The 18,025-nt window shown below is 62.2% G+C and carries 16 protein-coding genes; 8 read left to right on the top strand and 8 right to left on the bottom strand.

Going from position 1 to position 18,025, the window contains the following annotated elements; translation table 11 throughout:
* Positions 1–73 precede the first annotated feature (73 nt).
* Positions 74–949 (bottom strand): substrate-binding domain-containing protein, encoded by an 876-nt coding sequence (locus WBK23_RS08645; RefSeq protein ID WP_424483566.1) that lies wholly within the window; start codon positions 947–949, stop codon positions 74–76.
* A gap of 417 nt (positions 950–1,366) precedes the next feature.
* On the opposite strand from WBK23_RS08645, the gene WBK23_RS08640 reads away from it, so the two are divergent.
* The 4 genes from WBK23_RS08640 (at position 1,367) to WBK23_RS08625 (ending at position 5,222) form a co-directional block, all read left to right on the top strand.
* Complete coding sequence (locus WBK23_RS08640; protein WP_424483565.1) at positions 1,367–2,095, top strand: VC0807 family protein; 729 nt, start codon at positions 1,367–1,369, stop codon at positions 2,093–2,095.
* Between the two features lie 46 nt (positions 2,096–2,141).
* Positions 2,142–2,579: a YqaA family protein gene (locus WBK23_RS08635; protein WP_424483564.1), complete on the top strand. Its 438-nt coding sequence runs from the start codon at positions 2,142–2,144 to the stop codon at positions 2,577–2,579.
* A 261-nt stretch (positions 2,580–2,840) separates the two neighbouring features.
* Positions 2,841–3,794, top strand: coding sequence for a lysylphosphatidylglycerol synthase transmembrane domain-containing protein (locus WBK23_RS08630; protein WP_424483563.1), 954 nt, complete (start codon positions 2,841–2,843; stop codon positions 3,792–3,794).
* A 162-nt stretch (positions 3,795–3,956) separates the two neighbouring features.
* Positions 3,957–5,222: an Hsp70 family protein gene (locus WBK23_RS08625; RefSeq protein WP_424483562.1), complete on the top strand. Its 1,266-nt coding sequence runs from the start codon at positions 3,957–3,959 to the stop codon at positions 5,220–5,222.
* A 59-nt stretch (positions 5,223–5,281) separates the two neighbouring features.
* Here WBK23_RS08625 and WBK23_RS08620 read toward each other — a convergent pair whose 3' ends face one another.
* Positions 5,282–7,597 carry a YgiQ family radical SAM protein gene (locus WBK23_RS08620; protein WP_424483649.1) on the bottom strand — a complete coding sequence of 772 codons (2,316 nt, stop codon included), beginning with the start codon at positions 7,595–7,597 and terminating at the stop codon, positions 5,282–5,284.
* Positions 7,598–7,828: 231 nt separating this feature from the next.
* Here WBK23_RS08620 and WBK23_RS08615 point away from each other — a divergent pair, with 231 nt between their 5' ends.
* Both WBK23_RS08615 and WBK23_RS08610 read left to right on the top strand, forming a co-directional pair.
* Positions 7,829–9,706, top strand: a complete 1,878-nt coding sequence (locus WBK23_RS08615; RefSeq protein ID WP_424483561.1) for a diguanylate cyclase domain-containing protein — start codon at positions 7,829–7,831, stop codon at positions 9,704–9,706.
* 122 nt (positions 9,707–9,828) lie between these two features.
* Positions 9,829–11,733, top strand: coding sequence for a diguanylate cyclase domain-containing protein (locus WBK23_RS08610; RefSeq protein ID WP_424483560.1), 1,905 nt, complete (start codon positions 9,829–9,831; stop codon positions 11,731–11,733).
* A 1-nt stretch (position 11,734) separates the two neighbouring features.
* Here the strand turns inward: WBK23_RS08610 and alr are convergent, their stop codons facing one another.
* Entirely contained in the window at positions 11,735–12,814 is a 1,080-nt protein-coding gene (gene alr, locus WBK23_RS08605) for an alanine racemase (protein WP_424483559.1), read from the bottom strand.
* 249 nt (positions 12,815–13,063) lie between these two features.
* Here alr and WBK23_RS08600 point away from each other — a divergent pair, with 249 nt between their 5' ends.
* Entirely contained in the window at positions 13,064–13,429 is a 366-nt protein-coding gene (locus tag WBK23_RS08600; RefSeq protein ID WP_173209701.1) for a VOC family protein, read from the top strand.
* 64 nt (positions 13,430–13,493) lie between these two features.
* On the top strand, positions 13,494–14,195 hold the full coding sequence (locus WBK23_RS08595; RefSeq protein WP_424483558.1) for a helix-turn-helix transcriptional regulator: 702 nt from the start codon (positions 13,494–13,496) through the stop codon (positions 14,193–14,195).
* A gap of 24 nt (positions 14,196–14,219) precedes the next feature.
* Here WBK23_RS08595 and dnaB read toward each other — a convergent pair whose 3' ends face one another.
* The 5 genes from dnaB to rpsF form a co-directional block, all read right to left on the bottom strand.
* A complete protein-coding gene (gene dnaB, locus WBK23_RS08590) occupies positions 14,220–15,614 on the bottom strand; it encodes a replicative DNA helicase (protein WP_424483557.1) in 1,395 nt (464 codons plus the stop codon).
* 117 nt (positions 15,615–15,731) lie between these two features.
* Positions 15,732–16,178 (bottom strand): 50S ribosomal protein L9, encoded by a 447-nt coding sequence (rplI, locus tag WBK23_RS08585; protein ID WP_424483556.1) that lies wholly within the window; start codon positions 16,176–16,178, stop codon positions 15,732–15,734.
* Between the two features lie 21 nt (positions 16,179–16,199).
* Complete coding sequence (locus WBK23_RS08580) at positions 16,200–17,093, bottom strand: hypothetical protein (protein WP_424483555.1); 894 nt, start codon at positions 17,091–17,093, stop codon at positions 16,200–16,202.
* A 36-nt stretch (positions 17,094–17,129) separates the two neighbouring features.
* Positions 17,130–17,360, bottom strand: a complete 231-nt coding sequence (gene rpsR / locus WBK23_RS08575) for a 30S ribosomal protein S18 (protein ID WP_069519637.1) — start codon at positions 17,358–17,360, stop codon at positions 17,130–17,132.
* A gap of 28 nt (positions 17,361–17,388) precedes the next feature.
* On the bottom strand, positions 17,389–17,811 hold the full coding sequence (gene rpsF / locus WBK23_RS08570; protein ID WP_305622542.1) for a 30S ribosomal protein S6: 423 nt from the start codon (positions 17,809–17,811) through the stop codon (positions 17,389–17,391).
* Positions 17,812–18,025 lie beyond the last annotated feature (214 nt).

The following is an 18,025-nucleotide window of genomic DNA, read 5'->3' as shown; positions in this document are numbered from 1 at the left end:
CCATAACAAGCACCCACGTCCCGCCTCGGGGCACGGCGCGCATGATCAACAGCCGCGACGGGCACGATCAGCCCTAGGGCTCAACGCTTAACTCCAGCGCACGGGCGCGCTGCCACTCGGAAAGATTGCCGCGATCCACCTGCCAGACATCCAGCTGGATGCGCACAGGCGTCGCCGGCAGCTCGCCCCGCAATGCCTGGGCCGCCAGCTTGACCGCCTGATAGCCGATGGCATGGGTCTGCTGGATAAACAGGCCGTGAATCTCACCCTGGCTCAGCGCCTCAAGCAGCAACTGGTCCCCATCGAAACCTATATGCAGCAACTGGCCGGCCTTGCCCAGCCGACGCAGGCCGGCCAACGCCGCCCGCGAGCTGGTGCTGTTGGGCGTGAACAGGCCGTCGAGATGCGCCAGATCGCGCTGCACGGCACTGACCACCGCCTGACTGTCTTCACCCACGTAGGTGTCGAGCAGAATCAGCAAGCCGCCCGCCTCGGCGGCCTGGCGAAAACCGCGCTCTCGCTCGCTGGTGGAATGCACCCCAGGCTGCAAGCGCAGCACGGCCACCTGCCCCTTCCCGCCCAGTTGCGCCGCCAGGTATTGGCCGGCGCGCTGACCGGCGAGAAAATTATCGGTGCTGACCAGGCCACGCACCGGGCTGCCCACCAGGTCGCGGTCAAAATAAATGGTCGCAATACCACGCGCCTCGAGTTCACGCACCCGCTGCGCGATACCGTCACCACTGGGTGCGATCACCAGCACCTTGCAGCCACGGGCCTCGACCCGGTCGATCATCTGCAACTGGCTTTCCACCCGGCCCTCGCGGCTGGGGCCACGAAAATACACATCCAGCCCCAGGTCCAGCCCGGCCTGCCGGGTGCCGGCCTCAACCTGCTGCCAGAACGGCGTAGCACCCGCCGACACCACGCCGACGCACTCCTTGGCCGCCACCTGGGTTGCCCCGCAGACACACAGTGCGCACAGCAGAACCGCTCGCCTCAACCCTCGCAGACAACACATCGGGATACTCCCACTACCATGGCCTGCCGTAGCCGCGGACGCACAGCGCCAAAGAGGGGCACCGTGGATTAACTAGTGTCACTTTAGCATCAGGGTTTTATCCACGCCGCGCGCAACAGTGCCGGCTATCTGCAAGAAAGCGGCGGGGATGCGGGGAATGGGTAAGCCCGCACATTTGAGTCGCTGCGTTTTGATGGCCAGCCATCCCTGGCGGCCACCCTGCGGGCCGTTGCTGCGCAACGTTAAAAATGGCTCCCAGCCATTTTTTCACACTCAAGGCGACCGCTGGGCTGGTAGCCGCGCCCGTGGCAGGCGATGATCGCGCTTCTTTCCTGCATTTTGAATGACATGACCGATACCACGCCGAGCACTCACGCCACACACAAGCCCCGTCCGCTGATGGATCTGCTGATCAGCATCCTGATTCCGTCGGTGATTCTGATGAAACTCAGCGGTGAGGCCCGCCTCGGTGCCGATGGCGCGCTGATGCTGGCCCTGGCATTCCCACTGGGCTGGGGCAGCTTCGAACTGCTCAAGTACCGCAAATTCAACTTTATTGCCCTGCTCGGCCTACTCAGCGTGCTGCTCACCGGCGGTATCGGCCTGCTCAAGCTGGACAACCAGTGGCTGGCGATCAAGGAAGCGGCGATCCCGGGGCTGATCGGCATCGCTGTGCTGCTGTCGACCCGCACCCGCTACCCGTTGATCCGCACCATGCTGTTCAACAAGAACGTGCTCAACGTCGACAAGATCCATGAGCGCCTGGAGCAGGCCGGTAATACCGAACAGTTCGAGGCGCGCCTGCTCAAGGCCACCTACTGGCTGAGCGGCACCTTCTTCTTTTCCTCGGCGATGAACTACGCGCTGGCCAAGTGGATCGTCATCAGCCCGGCCGGCAGCGAGGCCTTCAATGCCGAACTGGGGCGGATGAACCTGCTCAGCTACCCGATGATCGCGATCCCCTCGATGATCATGCTGATGGCCGTGTTCTATTACCTGTGGCGCACCATCCACGGCCTGACCGGCCTGAAGCTGGAAGACGTGATGGCCAACGCCGAACAGGGCAAATCCTCCTGAGTGCCGTGGGTGGGCGCGTCGCGAGGCGCACCTGCCGGGCCGAGCGATGCTGACCCTGACGGCCTACTTCGGCCTGTTTCTCTCCGCGCTGGGTGCCGCCACCCTGCTGCCGCTGCAATCGGAAAGCGTGCTGATCGCCCTGCTGCTCAGCGACGCCTACCCACTCTGGGCCTTGCTGGCGGTGGCGAGTGTCGGCAACGTGCTCGGCTCGCTGCTCAACTGGCTGCTCGGGCGCTACCTCGAACACTTTCGCCAGGCCCGCTGGTTTCCCGTCAGCACAACACGCCTGCAGCAGGCGCAGCACTGGTATGGCCGCTACGGCCGCTGGTCGCTGCTGCTCAGTTGGCTGCCGATCATTGGTGACCCGCTGACCCTGGTGGCCGGTGTTATGCGCGAGCGACTGTGGGTATTTCTGCTGATTGTCAGCCTGGCGAAAACCACTCGCTACGCTGCAGTGGCCGCCCTGACCCTGGGCTGGAATTGAGCCGCAGTACCGGCCATGAGACACACTCGGTAACGCCCATGGCGAGTCCGAAGGTTGAGCATCTGGCTCGCCTCCGTGATACTGCGCAGCCTTGCGCCGTCACGGTGCAAAAAATCAGCGCGACAAATGGCTGTGCCAGTTACGCTCAAGGCAAGCAGAACCGGGCGTTCCAGCAAGCCAGTACGGTCCCAGACAGGTTGATCACCCCTATGCCTCAGAAGTGCGCAATGGTCGTTGTCAGGTGAAGGAGCTACATCAGTCATGAAGAGGAGCGATCTAATCTGGACCCTGGTAGGTCTCGGAGCCGTTCTGCTGTCGTGCTATCTGCTCTATCACGAAGTGCGCAATATTTCCCTGCATGAGATTGCCGACAGCCTCTACGCAATACCGCGCACCAACTGGCTGCTGGCCGCCGGGGCCACCCTGGGCGCGTATAGCGCGCTGGCCTGGTATGACCGCATCGCCCTCGCCCACCTGGGCAAGAAGATCCCCTGGCGCTTTATTACCCTCTGCTCCTTCACCACCTATGCGCTGGCCCACAATATCGGCGCATCGGTGTTCTCCGGTGCCCTGGTGCGCTACCGCGCCTACCGCACCAAGGGCATGACGCCCCATGAAATTGGCATCCTGATCGTTTTCTGTTCGTTCACCTTCGCCCTCGGCACCCTGCTGGCCAGCGGCTGCGTATTGGTGCTGGAGCCGAACCTGATCCACCGCGTGGCCAAGATCACCCCGCTGTTCTCCGTGGCGATCGGCACGCTGTTGCTGCTGCTGGTCGGCCTGTACGTGCTCGGCTCCTGGCGCCAATTCAAACCCTGGCGCTGGGGCAAGCTGCACGTCGAATACCCACGCCTGGGGATTGTCGCTCGCCAGCTGCTGGCCGGGCCGCTGGAGCTGGCCTGTGCGGCGGCGATCATCTACTTCGCCCTGCCGGCGGAAAGCAATCCGGGCTACCTGGTGGTGTTCGGCGTGTTCCTTGCGTCCTTCTCACTGGCCCTGCTGTCCCACGCCCCTGGTGGGCTGGGCGTCCTCGAAGTGACCTTCCTCGCCGCAATGCCCGAGTTGCCTGCCTCCGACGTGCTCGCCGCGCTGATCGTATTCCGCGGCTTCTACCTGCTGCTGCCGTTCGCCCTGTCGCTGCTGGTGGTCGTCGGCTTCGAGTGGGCGCAGTGGAAGACTCGGCGCGCCGACAGCGATACCCCCGCGCAACCCTGAGCCGCGCAACCTCCGGATAATCGGGGGCAGCATTGCGCGGCGCACTCGCATAGAATGCGCGGCCGTTTTTGCGGCCAGCCCTCCATGGCGGCCACCCTCCGGGCCGTCGCTACGCGACGTCAAAAATTTCTCCCGGTAATTTTTTCAGGAACAGCGCGCCGCATGCCTTTCACCACTCCCGCCCGCGCCTGCGGCATCGACTTTGGCACCTCCAACTCCACCGTCGGCTGGCTGCGCCCCGGCAGTGAGACCCTGATTCCACTGGAAGACGGCAAGATCACCCTGCCGTCCGTGGTGTTCTTCAACCTCGAAGAGCGCCGCCCGGTCTACGGCCGCCTGGCCCTGCAGGAATACCTGGAAGGCTATGAAGGCCGCCTGATGCGCTCGCTGAAGAGCCTGCTGGGCAGCAAACTACTGAAAAGCGAAACCACCGTGCTGGGCAGCGCCCTGCCGTTCAAGGACCTGCTCGGTTTCTTTATCGGCGAGCTGAAAAACCGCGCGGAAAACGCCGCCGGCCGACCGTTCGAGGAAGTGGTGCTGGGCCGCCCGGTGTTTTTCGTCGATGACGACCCGGTAGCTGATCTGGAAGCGCAGAACACCCTGGTGGCCGTGGCGCACAAGCTCGGCTTCAAGGACGTATCGTTCCAGTACGAACCGATTGCCGCCGCCTTCGACTACGAGTCCGGCATCAGCCGCGAAGAGCTGGTGCTGATCGTCGATATCGGCGGTGGTACCTCGGACTTTTCCCTGGTGCGCCTGGCCCCCGAGCGCCGCACTGTGGCCGACCGGCATGCCGACATCCTCGCCACCGGCGGCGTGCATATCGGCGGTACCGACTTCGACAAGCAGCTCTCCCTGGCCGGCGTGATGCCGCTGTTCGGCTACGGCAGCCGGATGAAGAGCGATGCGCCGATGCCCACCAGCACCCATCTCAATCTAGCTACCTGGCACACCATCAACGCGGTCTATTCAGCGCAGTCGCAGCGCCAGCTGCAGAGCATGCGCTACGACATCGTCGACCCGACCGGCATCGACCGCCTGTTCCAGCTGATCGAACGCCGCGACGGCCACTGGCTGGCCATGCAGGTGGAAGAAAGCAAGATCGCCCTGACTGAGCAGGATGCCCGCCCCATCGACCTCAGCCGCCTGGAAGACGGCCTGGTCGCCGAGCTGACCCGCGAGCTGTTTGAGAACGCCATCGAGCCGCTGCTGGAGCGCGTACGCGCCAGCGTCACCCAGCTGCTCAGCGATGCCGGCATCAGCGTTGCGCGGGTCGATACGGTGTTCTTTACCGGTGGTTCCAGCGGCATTCCGGCGTTGCGCCAGAGCGTCGCCGCGATGCTACCCAATGCCCGGCATGTGGAAGGCAACACTTTCGGCAGCATTGGCAGCGGCCTGGCCATCGAAGCGAAAAAGCGTTACGGCTAAAACCTTACGTGCACCATAAAAAACGCCAGCTTTCGCTGGCGTTTTTTATTCCCGCAGATTTAGCGCGGCACGGCCGGCTTCTTCACCGGTTTCTTGCCTTTGCCCTTGGCCGCGTCGGCACGCTCCTTGGCCGCCTGCTGGTTACGCACCTGCGCGGCTGCCTTGGCCTGTTCACGCTTGTCCCAGGGATTGCCACCTGCAGCACCGGTATCACGCGGCGGCAAGCCGGTGTGCTGGGTCAGCATCGGCTTGCTCTTGGTGGCATCCTTAGCGACCTTGTGGCTACCGGCCGGCGTCGAGTTCTTCCGGCGCGCGCTCTGGTAGCTGTCGGTCGCCGGCTGGTGCAGCGGGATCAGCTGGTTCTTGCCCGGCCCGATCAGATCGGCACGACCCATGCGGGTCAGCGCCTCACGCAGCATCGGCCAGCCTTTCGGGTCGTGGTAGCGCAGGAAGGCCTTGTGCAGACGGCGTTGCTCCTCGCTCTTGACGATGGTCACGCCGTCGCTCTTGTAGCTGACCTTGCGCAGCGGGTTCTTGCCCGAGTGGTACATGGCCGTGGCAGTGGCCATCGGCGACGGGTAGAAGGCCTGCACCTGGTCGGCGCGGAAGCCGTTACCCTTGAGCCACAGGGCCAGGTTCATCATGTCTTCGTCGGTGGTGCCCGGGTGCGCGGCGATAAAGTACGGGATCAGGTACTGCTCTTTACCCGCCTCTTTCGAGTACTTCTCGAACATGCGCTTGAACTTGTCATAGCTGCCAATGCCCGGCTTCATCATCTGATTGAGCGGGCCTTCCTCGGTGTGCTCCGGGGCGATCTTCAGGTAGCCACCGACGTGGTGGGTGACCAGCTCCTTCACATACTCCGGCGACTCGACGGCGAGGTCGTAACGCAGGCCCGAGGCGATGAGGATCTTCTTCACACCCGGCAGTGCACGCGCGCTGCGGTACAGCTGAATCAGGCTGGAGTGATCGGTGTTCAGGTTCGGGCAGATGCCGGGGAACACGCACGACGGCTTGCGGCACGCGGACTCGATTTCCGGGCTCTTGCAGGCAATGCGGTACATGTTGGCGGTCGGCCCGCCGAGGTCGGAAATCACCCCGGTAAAGCCTGGCACCTTGTCGCGGATCTCCTCGATCTCGCGGATGATCGACTCTTCCGAGCGGTTCTGGATGATCCGGCCTTCGTGCTCGGTAATCGAGCAGAAGGTGCAGCCACCAAAGCAGCCACGCATGATATTCACCGAGAAACGGATCATGTCGTAGGCCGGGATCTTCTCCTTGCCGTACGCCGGGTGCGGGATGCGCGCGTAGGGCATGCCGAACACATAGTCCATCTCTTCAGTGGTCATCGGGATGGGCGGCGGGTTGAACCACACATCCACTTCGCCATGCTTCTGCACCAGCGCGCGGGCGTTGCCCGGGTTGGTTTCCAGGTGCAGCACGCGGTTGGCATGGGCGTAGAGCACCGAGTCGTTGCGCACCTTTTCCATGGACGGCAGGCGGATCACCGTCTTGTCGCGGGTCATCCGTGGGCTGGCCAGTAACTGCACCACCTTGGCTTCGTTCGGATCTTCCACTGGCCCCTTTTCCTGCTCGATGGCGCAGGCCTGGGTGTCCTGGGTGTTCACATACGGGTTGATGATCTTGTCGACTTTGCCCGGGCGGTCGATACGGGTGGAATCCACCTCGTACCAGCCCTGTGGCGTATCACGACGGATAAACGCAGTGCCGCGCACGTCGGTGATGTCTTCAATCTTGTGGCCGTAGGACAGGCGCTGGGCCACTTCGACGATGGCGCGCTCGGCGTTGCCGTACAGCAGGATATCGGCGCTGGCATCGATCAGAATCGAGTTGCGCACGCGATCCTGCCAGTAGTCGTAGTGGGCGATGCGACGCAGCGAAGCCTCGATGCCGCCGAGCACGATCGGCACGTTTTTGTAGGCTTCCTTGCAGCGCTGGCTGTACACCAGGCTGGCGCGGTCCGGGCGTTTGCCCGCCATGCCGCCGGGGGTGTAGGCGTCGTCCGAGCGGATCTTCTTGTCGGCGGTGTAGCGGTTGATCATCGAGTCCATGTTGCCGGCCGCGACACCGAAGAACAGGTTCGGCTCGCCGAGCTTCATGAAATCGTCTTTCGACTGCCAGTTCGGCTGGGCAATGATGCCGACGCGAAAGCCTTGCGACTCCAGCAGCCGGCCGATAATCGCCATACCGAAGGACGGGTGATCCACATAAGCGTCACCGGTCACGATGATGATGTCGCACGAATCCCAGCCAAGCTGATCCATCTCTTCCCGGCTCATCGGCAGGAAAGGCGCAGGCCCGAAACACTCGGCCCAGTACTTTGGATAATCGAATAACGGCTTGGCGGTTTGCATGGACATGAAAGTGACCGGCGTTGGCGAACAGGATGGAAAATCGCGGGCGCGGAATATAGCACAAAATTTAACCAAATCCGACTCAAGCGCTAGGTTTAATGGCCGCAACACCCACGCAGAGGTAGCTTCGCTGTAATGGCTTACGGCTATACTCCAGCCCATAACATCGGCGGCCAGTAGCCGGGACAAGGGGTGAACGTGGTGCAACGCTTAGCTTTCTCAATTCTTATCATGCTGAGCCTAGCCCTACTGCCTGGCCTGGCGAGCGCCGCCATCACGCTGACACCCACCAGCAGCGGCGTCTCCCTGAACGCAGGCATCGAACTGCTGGAAGACCAAGGCGCGCAGCTGAGCATCGCCGACATGGCCGACCCGGCCGTGCAAAGCCGTTTTAAACCAGCCAATGGCCGCGCCACTGTGGGCCAGAGCCGCAACCCCTGGTGGATCAAGGTAACCCTGCAACGCGCGCCCGATGCCCCCGCCCAATGGTGGCTGGAAAACGCTGGCATCACCATTTTCAATCTGCAGCTTTACCTGCCCGATGGCCAAGGCGGCTGGACTGTCCGCGAAAGCGGTGAGGCCGTGCCTTACCTGGAGGGTCGCGACTACGCCTACCGACGCATGGTGTTCACGCTACCGGAAATCGGTGAGCAGCCGCTGACCCTGTACTTCCGCAGCCTGGACCCCGCCGGCAACTCCTTCCCGCTGAAAGTCTGGCAACTACCCGACCTGGCCAAGCAAGCAGGCAACGAGAACATTGGCTTTGGCCTGATCTACGGGGTGATCCTCGCCCTGCTGCTGTACAACCTGTTTATTCTGGTTGCCCTGCGCGACCGCGCCTATTTCTGGTACGTGATGGCGACGGCCTGCGTACTGATCTTCATCCTCAGCATGACCGGCCATGGTGCCCAATACCTCTGGTCGGACAACCCCGTGCCCTTCTGGCTGGATCGCATCACCCTGCCCTCGCTGTGGGGCATCTTTGTTATGCGCTTCACCCAGGAACTGCTCTACACCAAGCGCGGCCTTATCTGGCCGCACCGGTTGCTCAACGCAGGCTGCGCGCTTTATATCACCGCCATCGTGATTAACGCCTTTGGCTATCGAGCCGAGGGCGCACTGATGATTGCCCTGACCCCAATCGTCACCGTTCCCACCGCCCTGTTCAGTGCGGGCATCCGCTGTTATCAGGGTTTTATACCTTCGCGTTTTTATCTACTCGGCTACGGCGCGGTACTCGCCAGCACCGTGGTGTTGGTAATGCGCGCCGCCGGCCTGATTGAACCCAGCAACTTCACCGCCTATCTGTTCCCTATTTCAGTCGCCGCCGAAACCATCCTGTTCTCCTTTGCACTGGCCTATCGCATTCAGATGCTCAAGCTGGAAAAGGCTGAAGCCCTGCGACAGGCCGACCGTGAAAAAACGGCACGCCTGGCCCAGGCACAAGCCAATGCGGCCGAACTCAAGCACTCGGTCGAGCAACGCACAGCCGAACTCGCAGCCACCAATGAGCGCTTGTTACAACGTGAGCACGAACTGCAACACGCCGCCTTCCACGATCCGCTGACCGAGCTGCCCAATCGGCGCTTTCTGGTCGAGCGCTGCGAGGCGGCGCTGGCCAATGCGCGCCGGCAGAGTGAAGCCACCGCCCTGCTGCTGATTGACCTCGATCACTTCAAGCCGATCAACGATAAATACGGCCACGACGCCGGCGACCTGATGCTGCAAAGCATCGCCCAACGCTTGCGCGAACATGTGCGTGCCGGCGATGCGGTGGCGCGCCTGGGCGGCGACGAGTTTGCCGTGCTGATCTGCGGTGAAGATGCCGAGCAGCATGCCCGTGACATCGCCCGCCGCCTGCTGGATGAACTGGCCAAGCCGGTGAACTATGGGGCGGAACGCCTGACGGTGACCATCAGCATCGGCGTGGCGCTGTACCCACACCATGCCAACACCTTCACCACGCTGTACAAGGCCGCCGACGAGATGCTCTACAAAGCCAAGAGCCGTGGCCGCTCAGGTTATGCGGTATGCGGTGAAGACGGCGAGCTGAGCAGCAGCGCCCGCCTGCAACTGGATGTGCTGAATGTACCCAGCGGGCTAAGCTGACCACGGAGAGGCGCGAACACCCGCGCCAAGCGCCAAACCAACGACCTGCCCGCAATTTCGGCACCCTGCCGGGCTTGCGCCTATACTCGCGAAAAACGCCACTCGCCATCAGGAAGTCCGCAGTGCCGCGCCTAAGCCTTTCGCTCCTTCTGCTGCTGAGCCTGTTCAGCGGCCTGGCCTACTCGACCCCGATCCTGCTGAGCGCGCCCAGCAGCGGCAGCGTATTGAATAACCAGGTTGAACTGCTCGAGGATATCGGCGGGCAATTGACCATTGCCGACATGGCCGATCCGGCCGTGCAAAGCCGCTTTCAGCCAGCCGCCGGGCGCACCAGCGTCGGCCAGAGCCGCAATCCCTGGTGGCTCAAGCTCAGCCTGCAACGCAGCGGCGACGCGCCAGCGCAATGGTGGCTGGAAGTGGGCGCGGTCACCCTGCTCGACCTGCAAATCTTTCTGCCCGACGCCCAGGGCCAATGGCAGCTGCGCCAGGCCGGCGAGCGCGTCGGCTTTGCCGAAGGCCGCGACCATGACTACCGTCGCACGGTATTCAAGCTGCCAACCCTGACCGAACAGCCGCAGACCCTTTACCTGCGAACCTATGACCCCGCCGGCAACTCCTTTCCGCTGCGCGCGTGGCAGCTGCATGACCTCGAACAACTGGCCAAGCGCGAGCACCTGATCCTGGGCCTGATCTACGGGGTGATCCTCGCCCTGCTGCTGTACAACCTGTTTATCCTGCTGGCCCTGCGCGACCGCGCCTACCTCTGGTACGTGCTGACCATGGCCGCCTCGCTGGTGTTTATTGCCAGCATGAGCGGCCACGGCTTCCAGTACCTCTGGCCCGACGGCCCAGTACCCAGCTGGCTGGATCGCATCACCCTGCCCATCCTGGTCAGCCTCGGCATCCTGCGCTTCGCCCAGGAGCTGCTGTCCACCCGCACCACCCTGCGGATTGCCCATTACATTCTGAATGGCTGTATCGCGCTCTACCTGCTGGCCCTGGCCGTCAACCTGGCCGGCTATCGCAGTGAAACGGGCATGCTGATCGGGCTGATTCCGATTGTTACCGTGCCCACCCTGCTGCTCAGCGCGGCGATCCGCTGGAAACAGGGCTTTACCCCAGCCCTGTTCTATCTGCTGGGCTACGGTAGCGTGCTGCTGAGCTTCGTGATCCTGGTGCTGCGCGCCGCCGGCGTGGTGCAGCCGGGCGAGTCCACCGCCTACCTGTTCCCGCTCGCCGTGGCGGCCGAAGCCATTCTGTTCTCCTTCGCCCTGGCGTACCGCATCCAGATCCTCAAGCAGGAAAAGGCCGACGCGGTGCTGCAGGCCGATCGCGAGAAAACCGCGCGGCTGACTCAGGCGCAAGCCAATACCGCCGAACTCAAGCACTCGGTCGAACTGCGCACGGCCGAACTGGCCGCCGCCAACGAGCGCCTGCGGCAACGCGAGCGCGAGTTGCAGCACGCTGCCTTCCACGACCCGCTGACCGACCTGCCGAACCGCCGCTACCTGGTCGAGCGCTGCGAGGCCGCACTGGCCAACGCCCGCCGCCACAGCGAAGCCATTGCCCTGCTACTGATCGACCTTGATCACTTCAAACCAATCAACGACAAATATGGCCACGACGCCGGCGACCTGATGCTGCAAGCCATCGCCCAGCGCCTGCGTGAACACGTGCGTTCAGGCGATGCCGTGGCGCGCCTGGGTGGCGACGAATTTGCCGTACTGATCTGCGGTGCGGACGCCGAAGACCACGCCCGGGAAATCGCCAGCCGCCTGCTCGACGAGCTGGCCAAGCCGGTGAGCTACGGCGCCGAGCGCCTGACCGTGACCATCAGCATCGGCGTGGCGCTGTACCCACAACACGCGACCACCTTCACCGGGCTGTACAAGGCCGCCGACGAGATGCTCTACAAGGTCAAGGGTCGCGGCCGTTCAGGCTCTGCGGTGTGCGGCGAGGACGGTGAGCTGAGCAACAGTGCACGCCTGCACCTGGACGTACTGAAGGTGCCGAGCGGCCTGCTCTGACTCAGCTGTTGCGATAACGCCGTGGCACTCGCGCGGTAACCTTGCTCAGCAGCTCGTAGCCAATCGTACCGGCCGCCTGGGCCACCTCATCGACCGCCAGCTGCGCGCCCCACAGCTCGACCGCATCGCCAACCTCGGCCGCCGGTAAATCAGTCAAATCGACCGTCAGCATATCCATGGAAACCCGCCCGACCAGCGCCACCCGCTGCCCACCCACGATCACCGGTGTGCCACTGGGCGCATGACGCGGGTAGCCATCGGCATAACCACAGCTCACCGTACCGATTCGCGAGGGCCGCTCGGCGCGCCAGTTGCCGCCATAGCCTACGGTTTCACCCACTGCCACCTCACGGCAGGCGATCAGCTGCGCCGTCAGGCTCATGGCCGGACGCAGGCCCAGCTCAGCTGCGCCTAACTCGGTAAAGGGCGAGGCACCGTAGAGCATGATGCCGGGGCGCAGCCAATCCATATGCGCAGCCGGAATGGTCAGGATCGCCGCCGAATTGGCCAGTGAGCGCTGGCCGAAGTCCAGGTCCAACACGTCGAGAAACCGCTCAAGCTGCAACTCGGTCATCTCACTGCCGCGCTCATCGGCGCAGGCGAAGTGGCTCAGCAGGTTCAGTTCGGCGACCTGCACCGCCGCCTGCAAACGCCCGTGCCATTCACGCAGCGTCGCCGCGCTGAAACCCAGGCGGTGCATGCCGCTGTCCAGCTTGAGCCAGACATTCAACGGCCGCGCCAGGCTGGCCGCCAGCAGCAGCTGCGCCTGTGGCTCACTGTGCAGCACCAGATCCAGGCCCAGTTGCGCGGCAAACTGGTATTCGGCCGCCTCGAAACAGCCTTCGAGCAGCAGAATTCGCGCCGTGCCATGCAACGCGCGCACCTCGGCCGCCTCCTCCAGGCTGGCCACGGCGAAACCGTCGGCCACATCGTGCAGGGCCGTCACCACCTCACGCACGCCATGCCCATAGGCATTCGCCTTGACCACCGCAAACGCCTGCCGCCCTGGCGCACAACGCTTAGCCACGGCGTAGTTGTGGACGATGGCTGACAGATCAATGGTGGCAACGAGAGGACGCATGACTGGGCTCCACGGCAGGCTAAAGCCGAGCATCTTAACCCTCAGTTCCCGGGCTGCAAGCGCCAGGTAGGCAACCACAGCCACTGCCCAGCGGCACCGACGTTAGCGGCTTAAATTTAATTGCACAGAGGCAAAGGCTACTGACAATAAGCTGTCAGTAGCACTCCCCTAGAGTGGGTTCCACAGGCTAAAACGCGCCGTCAGATACTGCGGTTGCCTGTCGCACCCTAACCTTCAAGGAGAGAGAAAATGAATGCGATCAACTGGTTCGAACTATTTGTCAGCAACTTCGAGCGGGCCCGTGGCTTCTATGAGCGCGCCCTGGCCACTCCGCTGGAGGTCATGGAAGGCATGGGCGGGCGCATGGCCCTGTTCCCCCATGCACAGGAAAGCGGTGTCGGTGGCTGCCTGAGCGAGTCAGCTGAGCAACAGAGTGGCATTGGCGGCACCCGCATCTACCTGAACGTCGAGGGCCAACTGGATGCCGTGGTCAACCGGGTGCCCTCGGCAGGAGGCGTCATCATCCACAGCAAGATGTCGATCGCGCCGCATGGCTTTATCGCTGTGATAAAAGACAGCGAAGGTAATGAAGTGGGCCTGCACAGCATGTCCTAAACCGCACCACACCGGGCGTGCGTCAGCGCGCCCGGCAACCCAGAGCGAGAACACCTGAGGCAACATGAGGCGCGCCGACCGTCTATTTCAAATCGTGCAGTTTCTGCGCAGCCGTCGCCTGACCACCGCACAGTGGCTGGCCGAGCGCCTGCAAGTATCGGTGCGCACTATTTATCGCGATATCCAAGACCTTTCACTTTCCGGAGTCCCGCTGGAAGGTGAAGCCGGTGTCGGCTACGTGCTGCGCCAACCGATGGATTTGCCACCCTTGATGTTCGAGCGCGAGGAGATAGAGGCGTTGCTCGTGGGCGCGCGCATGGTCAAGGCCTGGGCGGACCCACAACTACAACGGGCCGCCGAATCGGCACTGGCGAAGATCCACGGCGTGCTGCCCAACGAGCTGCGTGATGAGCTCAATCGCAACCAGCTGTTTGCCCCCGAAACCAATCCGTATCCCGTGCACTGGCTCGGCCAGCTGCGCCAAGCCATACGCCAGCGCCACAAACTGCTGATCGACTACCGCGATGAACGCGGAGAAACCAGTCAACGCTGCGTCTGGCCGCTGGGGCTGTTCTTCTGGGGGCAAACCTGGACCTTGTGCAGCTGGTGTGAGCTGCGCAACGACTTCCGCAACTTCCGCATCGACCGCGTGGAACAGCTGCAGGACCGCGCGGAAACCTTTGAGCCGGCGGCGGGCCAACGCCTGGAGGACTACCTCAAACCGTATCTGGGCGAGCACGCCACCGCACCGCTGTACAAAAGCTAAACGCCGGAAGATCGCGGTTTAGGATCACTCGTCGTCGAACTGGTAACTACCCGGTGCCAGGTTCTCGAAGCGCGAGTACTTGCCGAGGAAGGCCAGCCGCGCCGTACCCAACGGACCGTTACGTTGCTTGCCGATGATGATCTCGGCGACGCCCTTGTACTCGGTCTCGGGGTGGTACACCTCGTCGCGGTACACAAACATGATGATGTCGGCGTCCTGCTCGATCGCCCCCGATTCACGCAAGTCGGAGTTGATCGGGCGCTTGTTCGGACGCTGTTCCAGGCCACGGTTAAGCTGCGACAGGGCAATCACCGGGCAGTTGAATTCCTTGGCCAGGGCCTTCAGCGAGCGGGAGATTTCAGAAATCTCGTTGACTCGGCTATCGCTACTGGAGCCGGGGATCTGCATCAACTGCAGGTAGTCGACCATGATCAGGCCGATCTCGCCGTGCTCACGAGCCAGGCGCCGGGTGCGCGCGCGCATCTCCGAGGGCGAGATGCCGGCGGTATCGTCGATAAACAGCTTGCGGTCGTTGAGCAGGTTGACCGCACTGGTCAGCCGCGGCCAATCGTCGTCATCCAGGCGACCGGCACGCACCTTGGTCTGGTCGATGCGCCCCAGGGAGGCGAGCATACGCATGACGATGGAGTCGGAAGGCATCTCCAGCGAGTACACCATCACCACCTTGTCACTGCGCATCAGCGCGTTTTCTACTAGGTTCATGGCGAAGGTGGTCTTACCCATCGACGGTCGACCGGCGACGATGATCAGGTCAGCCGGCTGCAAGCCGCTGGTCAGGTCGTCCAGATCGCTAAAGCCGGTGGACAGCCCGGTGATCGCATCGCCCGAATTGAACAGGGTATCGATGCGGTCGATGGCCTTGACCAGGATGTCGTTGATCCCCACCGGGCCACCGGTCTTCGGCCGAGCCTCGGCGATCTGGAAGATCAGGCGCTCGGCCTCATCGAGAATCTCGGCACCGGTACGGCCTTGCGGCATATAGGCGCTGTCGGCGATTTCACCGCTGATACCGATCAACTGGCGCAGCGTGGCGCGCTCACGAATGATCTGCGCATAGGCCTTGATGTTGGCCACCGACGGTGTGTTCTTCGCCAGCTCACCGAGATAGGCCAAGCCACCGACCTGCGACAGCTGCCCTTCCTGGTCAAGCTGCTCGGACACGGTGACCACGTCGAAGGGGTGGTTACGCTCGGCCAGCTTGAAGATCGCACGGAAGATCAGGCGGTGGTCATGCCGATAGAAGTCGCCATCGGACACCGCATCGAGCACCCGCTCCCAGGCATTGTTGTCGAGCATCAGGCCGCCCAGTACGGCTTGCTCGGCCTCAATCGAGTGCGGCGGCACCTTCAAGGCGGAGGCTTGCAGGTCGTACTGTTCGGGCAGGCTGATGTCGTTCATAAGGCTCTGGGCAAAATTCTGGTGTAGAAAAACAAAGGGCACGGCATCGCTTTCGCAATGCCGTGCCCGATGTTAGCGGGCCTGCACCTAAGTGCAAGGCCCGCTTAGCAGGCTACCTTAGGCAGCTACTACAACAACCTTAACGGTTGCTTCAACGTCGGTGTGCAGGTGCACAGCTACGTCGTATTCGCCAACCTGGCGAATGGTGCCGTTCGGCAGACGCACTTCAGCTTTGGCCACTTCAACGCCAGAGGCGGTCAGGGCTTCGGCGATGTCGTGAGTACCGATGGAGCCGAACAGTTTGCCTTCATCGCCCGCGGTAGCGGTGATGGTGACTTCCAGTTCAGCCAACTGGGCAGCGCGGGATTCAGCGTACGCTTTCTTCTCGGTAGCCAGTTTTTCCAGCTCGGCGCGACGCGCTTCAAACGCAGCAACGTTTGCAGGAGTAGCGGCGGTGGCTTTGCCTTGCGGCAACAGGAAGTTACGACCGTAACCGGACTTAACATTCACTTTATCGCCCAGGTTGCCCAGGTTGGCGATTTTTTCCAGCAGGATCAGTTCCATTTGGTAATAACCTCTTAACTTTTAACCTTCACCGTTCGCGGAGCCAGAGCCTTGTTTGCGCTCAAAGCGACCACGAAAATCAAGCAGACTGTCGACGATGGCCAAAACCACCAGTAACGGATAAGTCAGCTGCATAAACAGCAACAGCGTGATGTACAACCCAACCAGCCAGAACTTCGCCAACCGACCCTGCGTCACCAGCCCATGCAACAGGGCGATGCCAGCAAACGCCAACGGCACACTGCACAACGGTGTCAGCATGGCCATTTGCGGACCCAGATTGGGCCCCAACAGCATGCCTACCAGCAGCAACATCGCCAGCGGGGTCGGCAGTCGCAGCGCGCGAAACTCGCGCCCGAAACCGCCGGGGTTATACAACTGCGCCTGCCAGAAGCGCCCAAGCATCAGGCTCAACAGACTGACTATCTGCAACAACGCCGCGATCAAACCGGTCAGCACCGGTGCAATCAGGCTATCCAGCTGCGCTCGCTCATCCACCGACATCTGTTGGTGAACCCCATCGAGCATTTGCGGCATGAGCTTTTGCAGCTCAAACGCCATGGCTTCAATGGGTTCGCGGAACACCGCACCCAGGACCAGCCCATACACCAGGCCTAATGCCACGCTGCACAGCAGCACGCGATTCCAGGACAGATTGGCGCGTAACAACAACGCCAAACTCAGCGCACCGAGCAACACCAAGAGGGTGCGCGGCTCACCGAAATACCACCAGCCAATGGCCGGCAGCAGGGCCCAGGCGAGGATGCCGAGGGCATCACTCCAACCGCGCCGCAGAAGCACCAGGCTTCCAGCGGCAGCACTCAACCAGAACAGCAGCGGCAATGCCGCAGAAACCACCACTACGAGAGTGGCCTGCATACGGCCGCGCATAATGAATTCAGCTAAGGCGCGCATGCAATTTATCCCTTACTTCTTGTCGAACATCTGGTCTCAGCGGCCGTGGCTGTCGGTGTAAGGCAGCAGGGCCAGGAAGCGGGCGCGCTTGATAGCGGTAGCCAGCTGACGCTGATAACGAGCCTTAGTACCGGTGATACGGCTAGGAACGATTTTGCCGGTTTCCGAGATGTAGGCTTTCAGAGTGTTGAGATCTTTGAAATCGATCTCTTTCACTTCTTCTGCGGTGAAACGGCAGAATTTACGACGACGGAAGAAACGTGCCATGAGAGTGGCTCCTCAATAGATCCGTGGATTACTCGTCAGCGTTGTCGCTGTCGCTGCTGTCACTGTCATCGCCATCAACAGAATCGGCATGCTCAGGACGGTCACGACGCTCACGACGCTCACTGCGGTTTTCTTCGGCCTTGAGCATCTCGGACTGGTCAGTAACGGCCTCGTCGCGACGGATGACCAAGTTACGGATCACGGCATCGTTGTAACGGAAGTTGTCTTCCAGCTCAGCCAGGGCTTTGCCGGTGCACTCTACGTTAAGCATCACGTAGTGGGCTTTGTGAACGTTGTTGATGGCGTAAGCCAGCTGACGACGGCCCCAATCTTCCAGGCGGTGAATTTTGCCGCCGTCTTCTTCGATCAGCTTGGTGTAACGCTCAACCATGCCGCCGACTTGCTCGCTCTGGTCCGGGTGAACCAGAAAGATGATTTCGTAATGACGCATAAATGCTCCTTACGGGTTGTAGCCTGCCGCCAAATGCGGTCAGGCAAGGAGTGAATGACACTGTTTGTCTTGCTGCGACAGAAAGGCACAAACGCACCTGCCGTCGCGGCAAGGGGCGACATTCTAGAGAAGCCCCCCGCCACACGCAAGGCGAACTGGTGATTATTTGAACAGCGTAAAGGTAACGACAATGCCGGGCCCCGCATGGCGAAGC

The organism is Pseudomonas sp. (genome assembly GCF_049653025.1).
Classification (GTDB): Bacteria; Pseudomonadota; Gammaproteobacteria; order Pseudomonadales; family Pseudomonadaceae; genus Aquipseudomonas.
Note: the sequence above shows the minus strand (reverse complement) of the source record. Positions and strands in the feature narration are given on the sequence as shown.

Bases quoted from the DNA above. Each gene is read 5' to 3' on its own strand.
- WBK23_RS08640 (WP_424483565.1), top strand. From the start codon at position 1,367: ATGACCGATACCACGCCGAGCACTCACGCCACACACAAGCCCCGTCCG.
- WBK23_RS08635 (WP_424483564.1), top strand. From the start codon at position 2,142: ATGCTGACCCTGACGGCCTACTTCGGCCTGTTTCTCTCCGCGCTGGGT.
- WBK23_RS08630 (WP_424483563.1), top strand. From the start codon at position 2,841: ATGAAGAGGAGCGATCTAATCTGGACCCTGGTAGGTCTCGGAGCCGTT.
- WBK23_RS08625 (WP_424483562.1), top strand. From the start codon at position 3,957: ATGCCTTTCACCACTCCCGCCCGCGCCTGCGGCATCGACTTTGGCACC.
- WBK23_RS08620 (WP_424483649.1), bottom strand. From the start codon at position 7,597: ATGCAAACCGCCAAGCCGTTATTCGATTATCCAAAGTACTGGGCCGAG.
- WBK23_RS08615 (WP_424483561.1), top strand. From the start codon at position 7,829: ATGCTGAGCCTAGCCCTACTGCCTGGCCTGGCGAGCGCCGCCATCACG.
- alr (WP_424483559.1), bottom strand. From the start codon at position 12,814: ATGCGTCCTCTCGTTGCCACCATTGATCTGTCAGCCATCGTCCACAAC.
- WBK23_RS08600 (WP_173209701.1), top strand. From the start codon at position 13,064: ATGAATGCGATCAACTGGTTCGAACTATTTGTCAGCAACTTCGAGCGG.
- WBK23_RS08595 (WP_424483558.1), top strand. From the start codon at position 13,494: ATGAGGCGCGCCGACCGTCTATTTCAAATCGTGCAGTTTCTGCGCAGC.
- dnaB (WP_424483557.1), bottom strand. From the start codon at position 15,614: ATGAACGACATCAGCCTGCCCGAACAGTACGACCTGCAAGCCTCCGCC.
- rplI (WP_424483556.1), bottom strand. From the start codon at position 16,178: ATGGAACTGATCCTGCTGGAAAAAATCGCCAACCTGGGCAACCTGGGC.
- WBK23_RS08580 (WP_424483555.1), bottom strand. From the start codon at position 17,093: ATGCGCGCCTTAGCTGAATTCATTATGCGCGGCCGTATGCAGGCCACT.
- rpsR (WP_069519637.1), bottom strand. From the start codon at position 17,360: ATGGCACGTTTCTTCCGTCGTCGTAAATTCTGCCGTTTCACCGCAGAA.
- rpsF (WP_305622542.1), bottom strand. From the start codon at position 17,811: ATGCGTCATTACGAAATCATCTTTCTGGTTCACCCGGACCAGAGCGAG.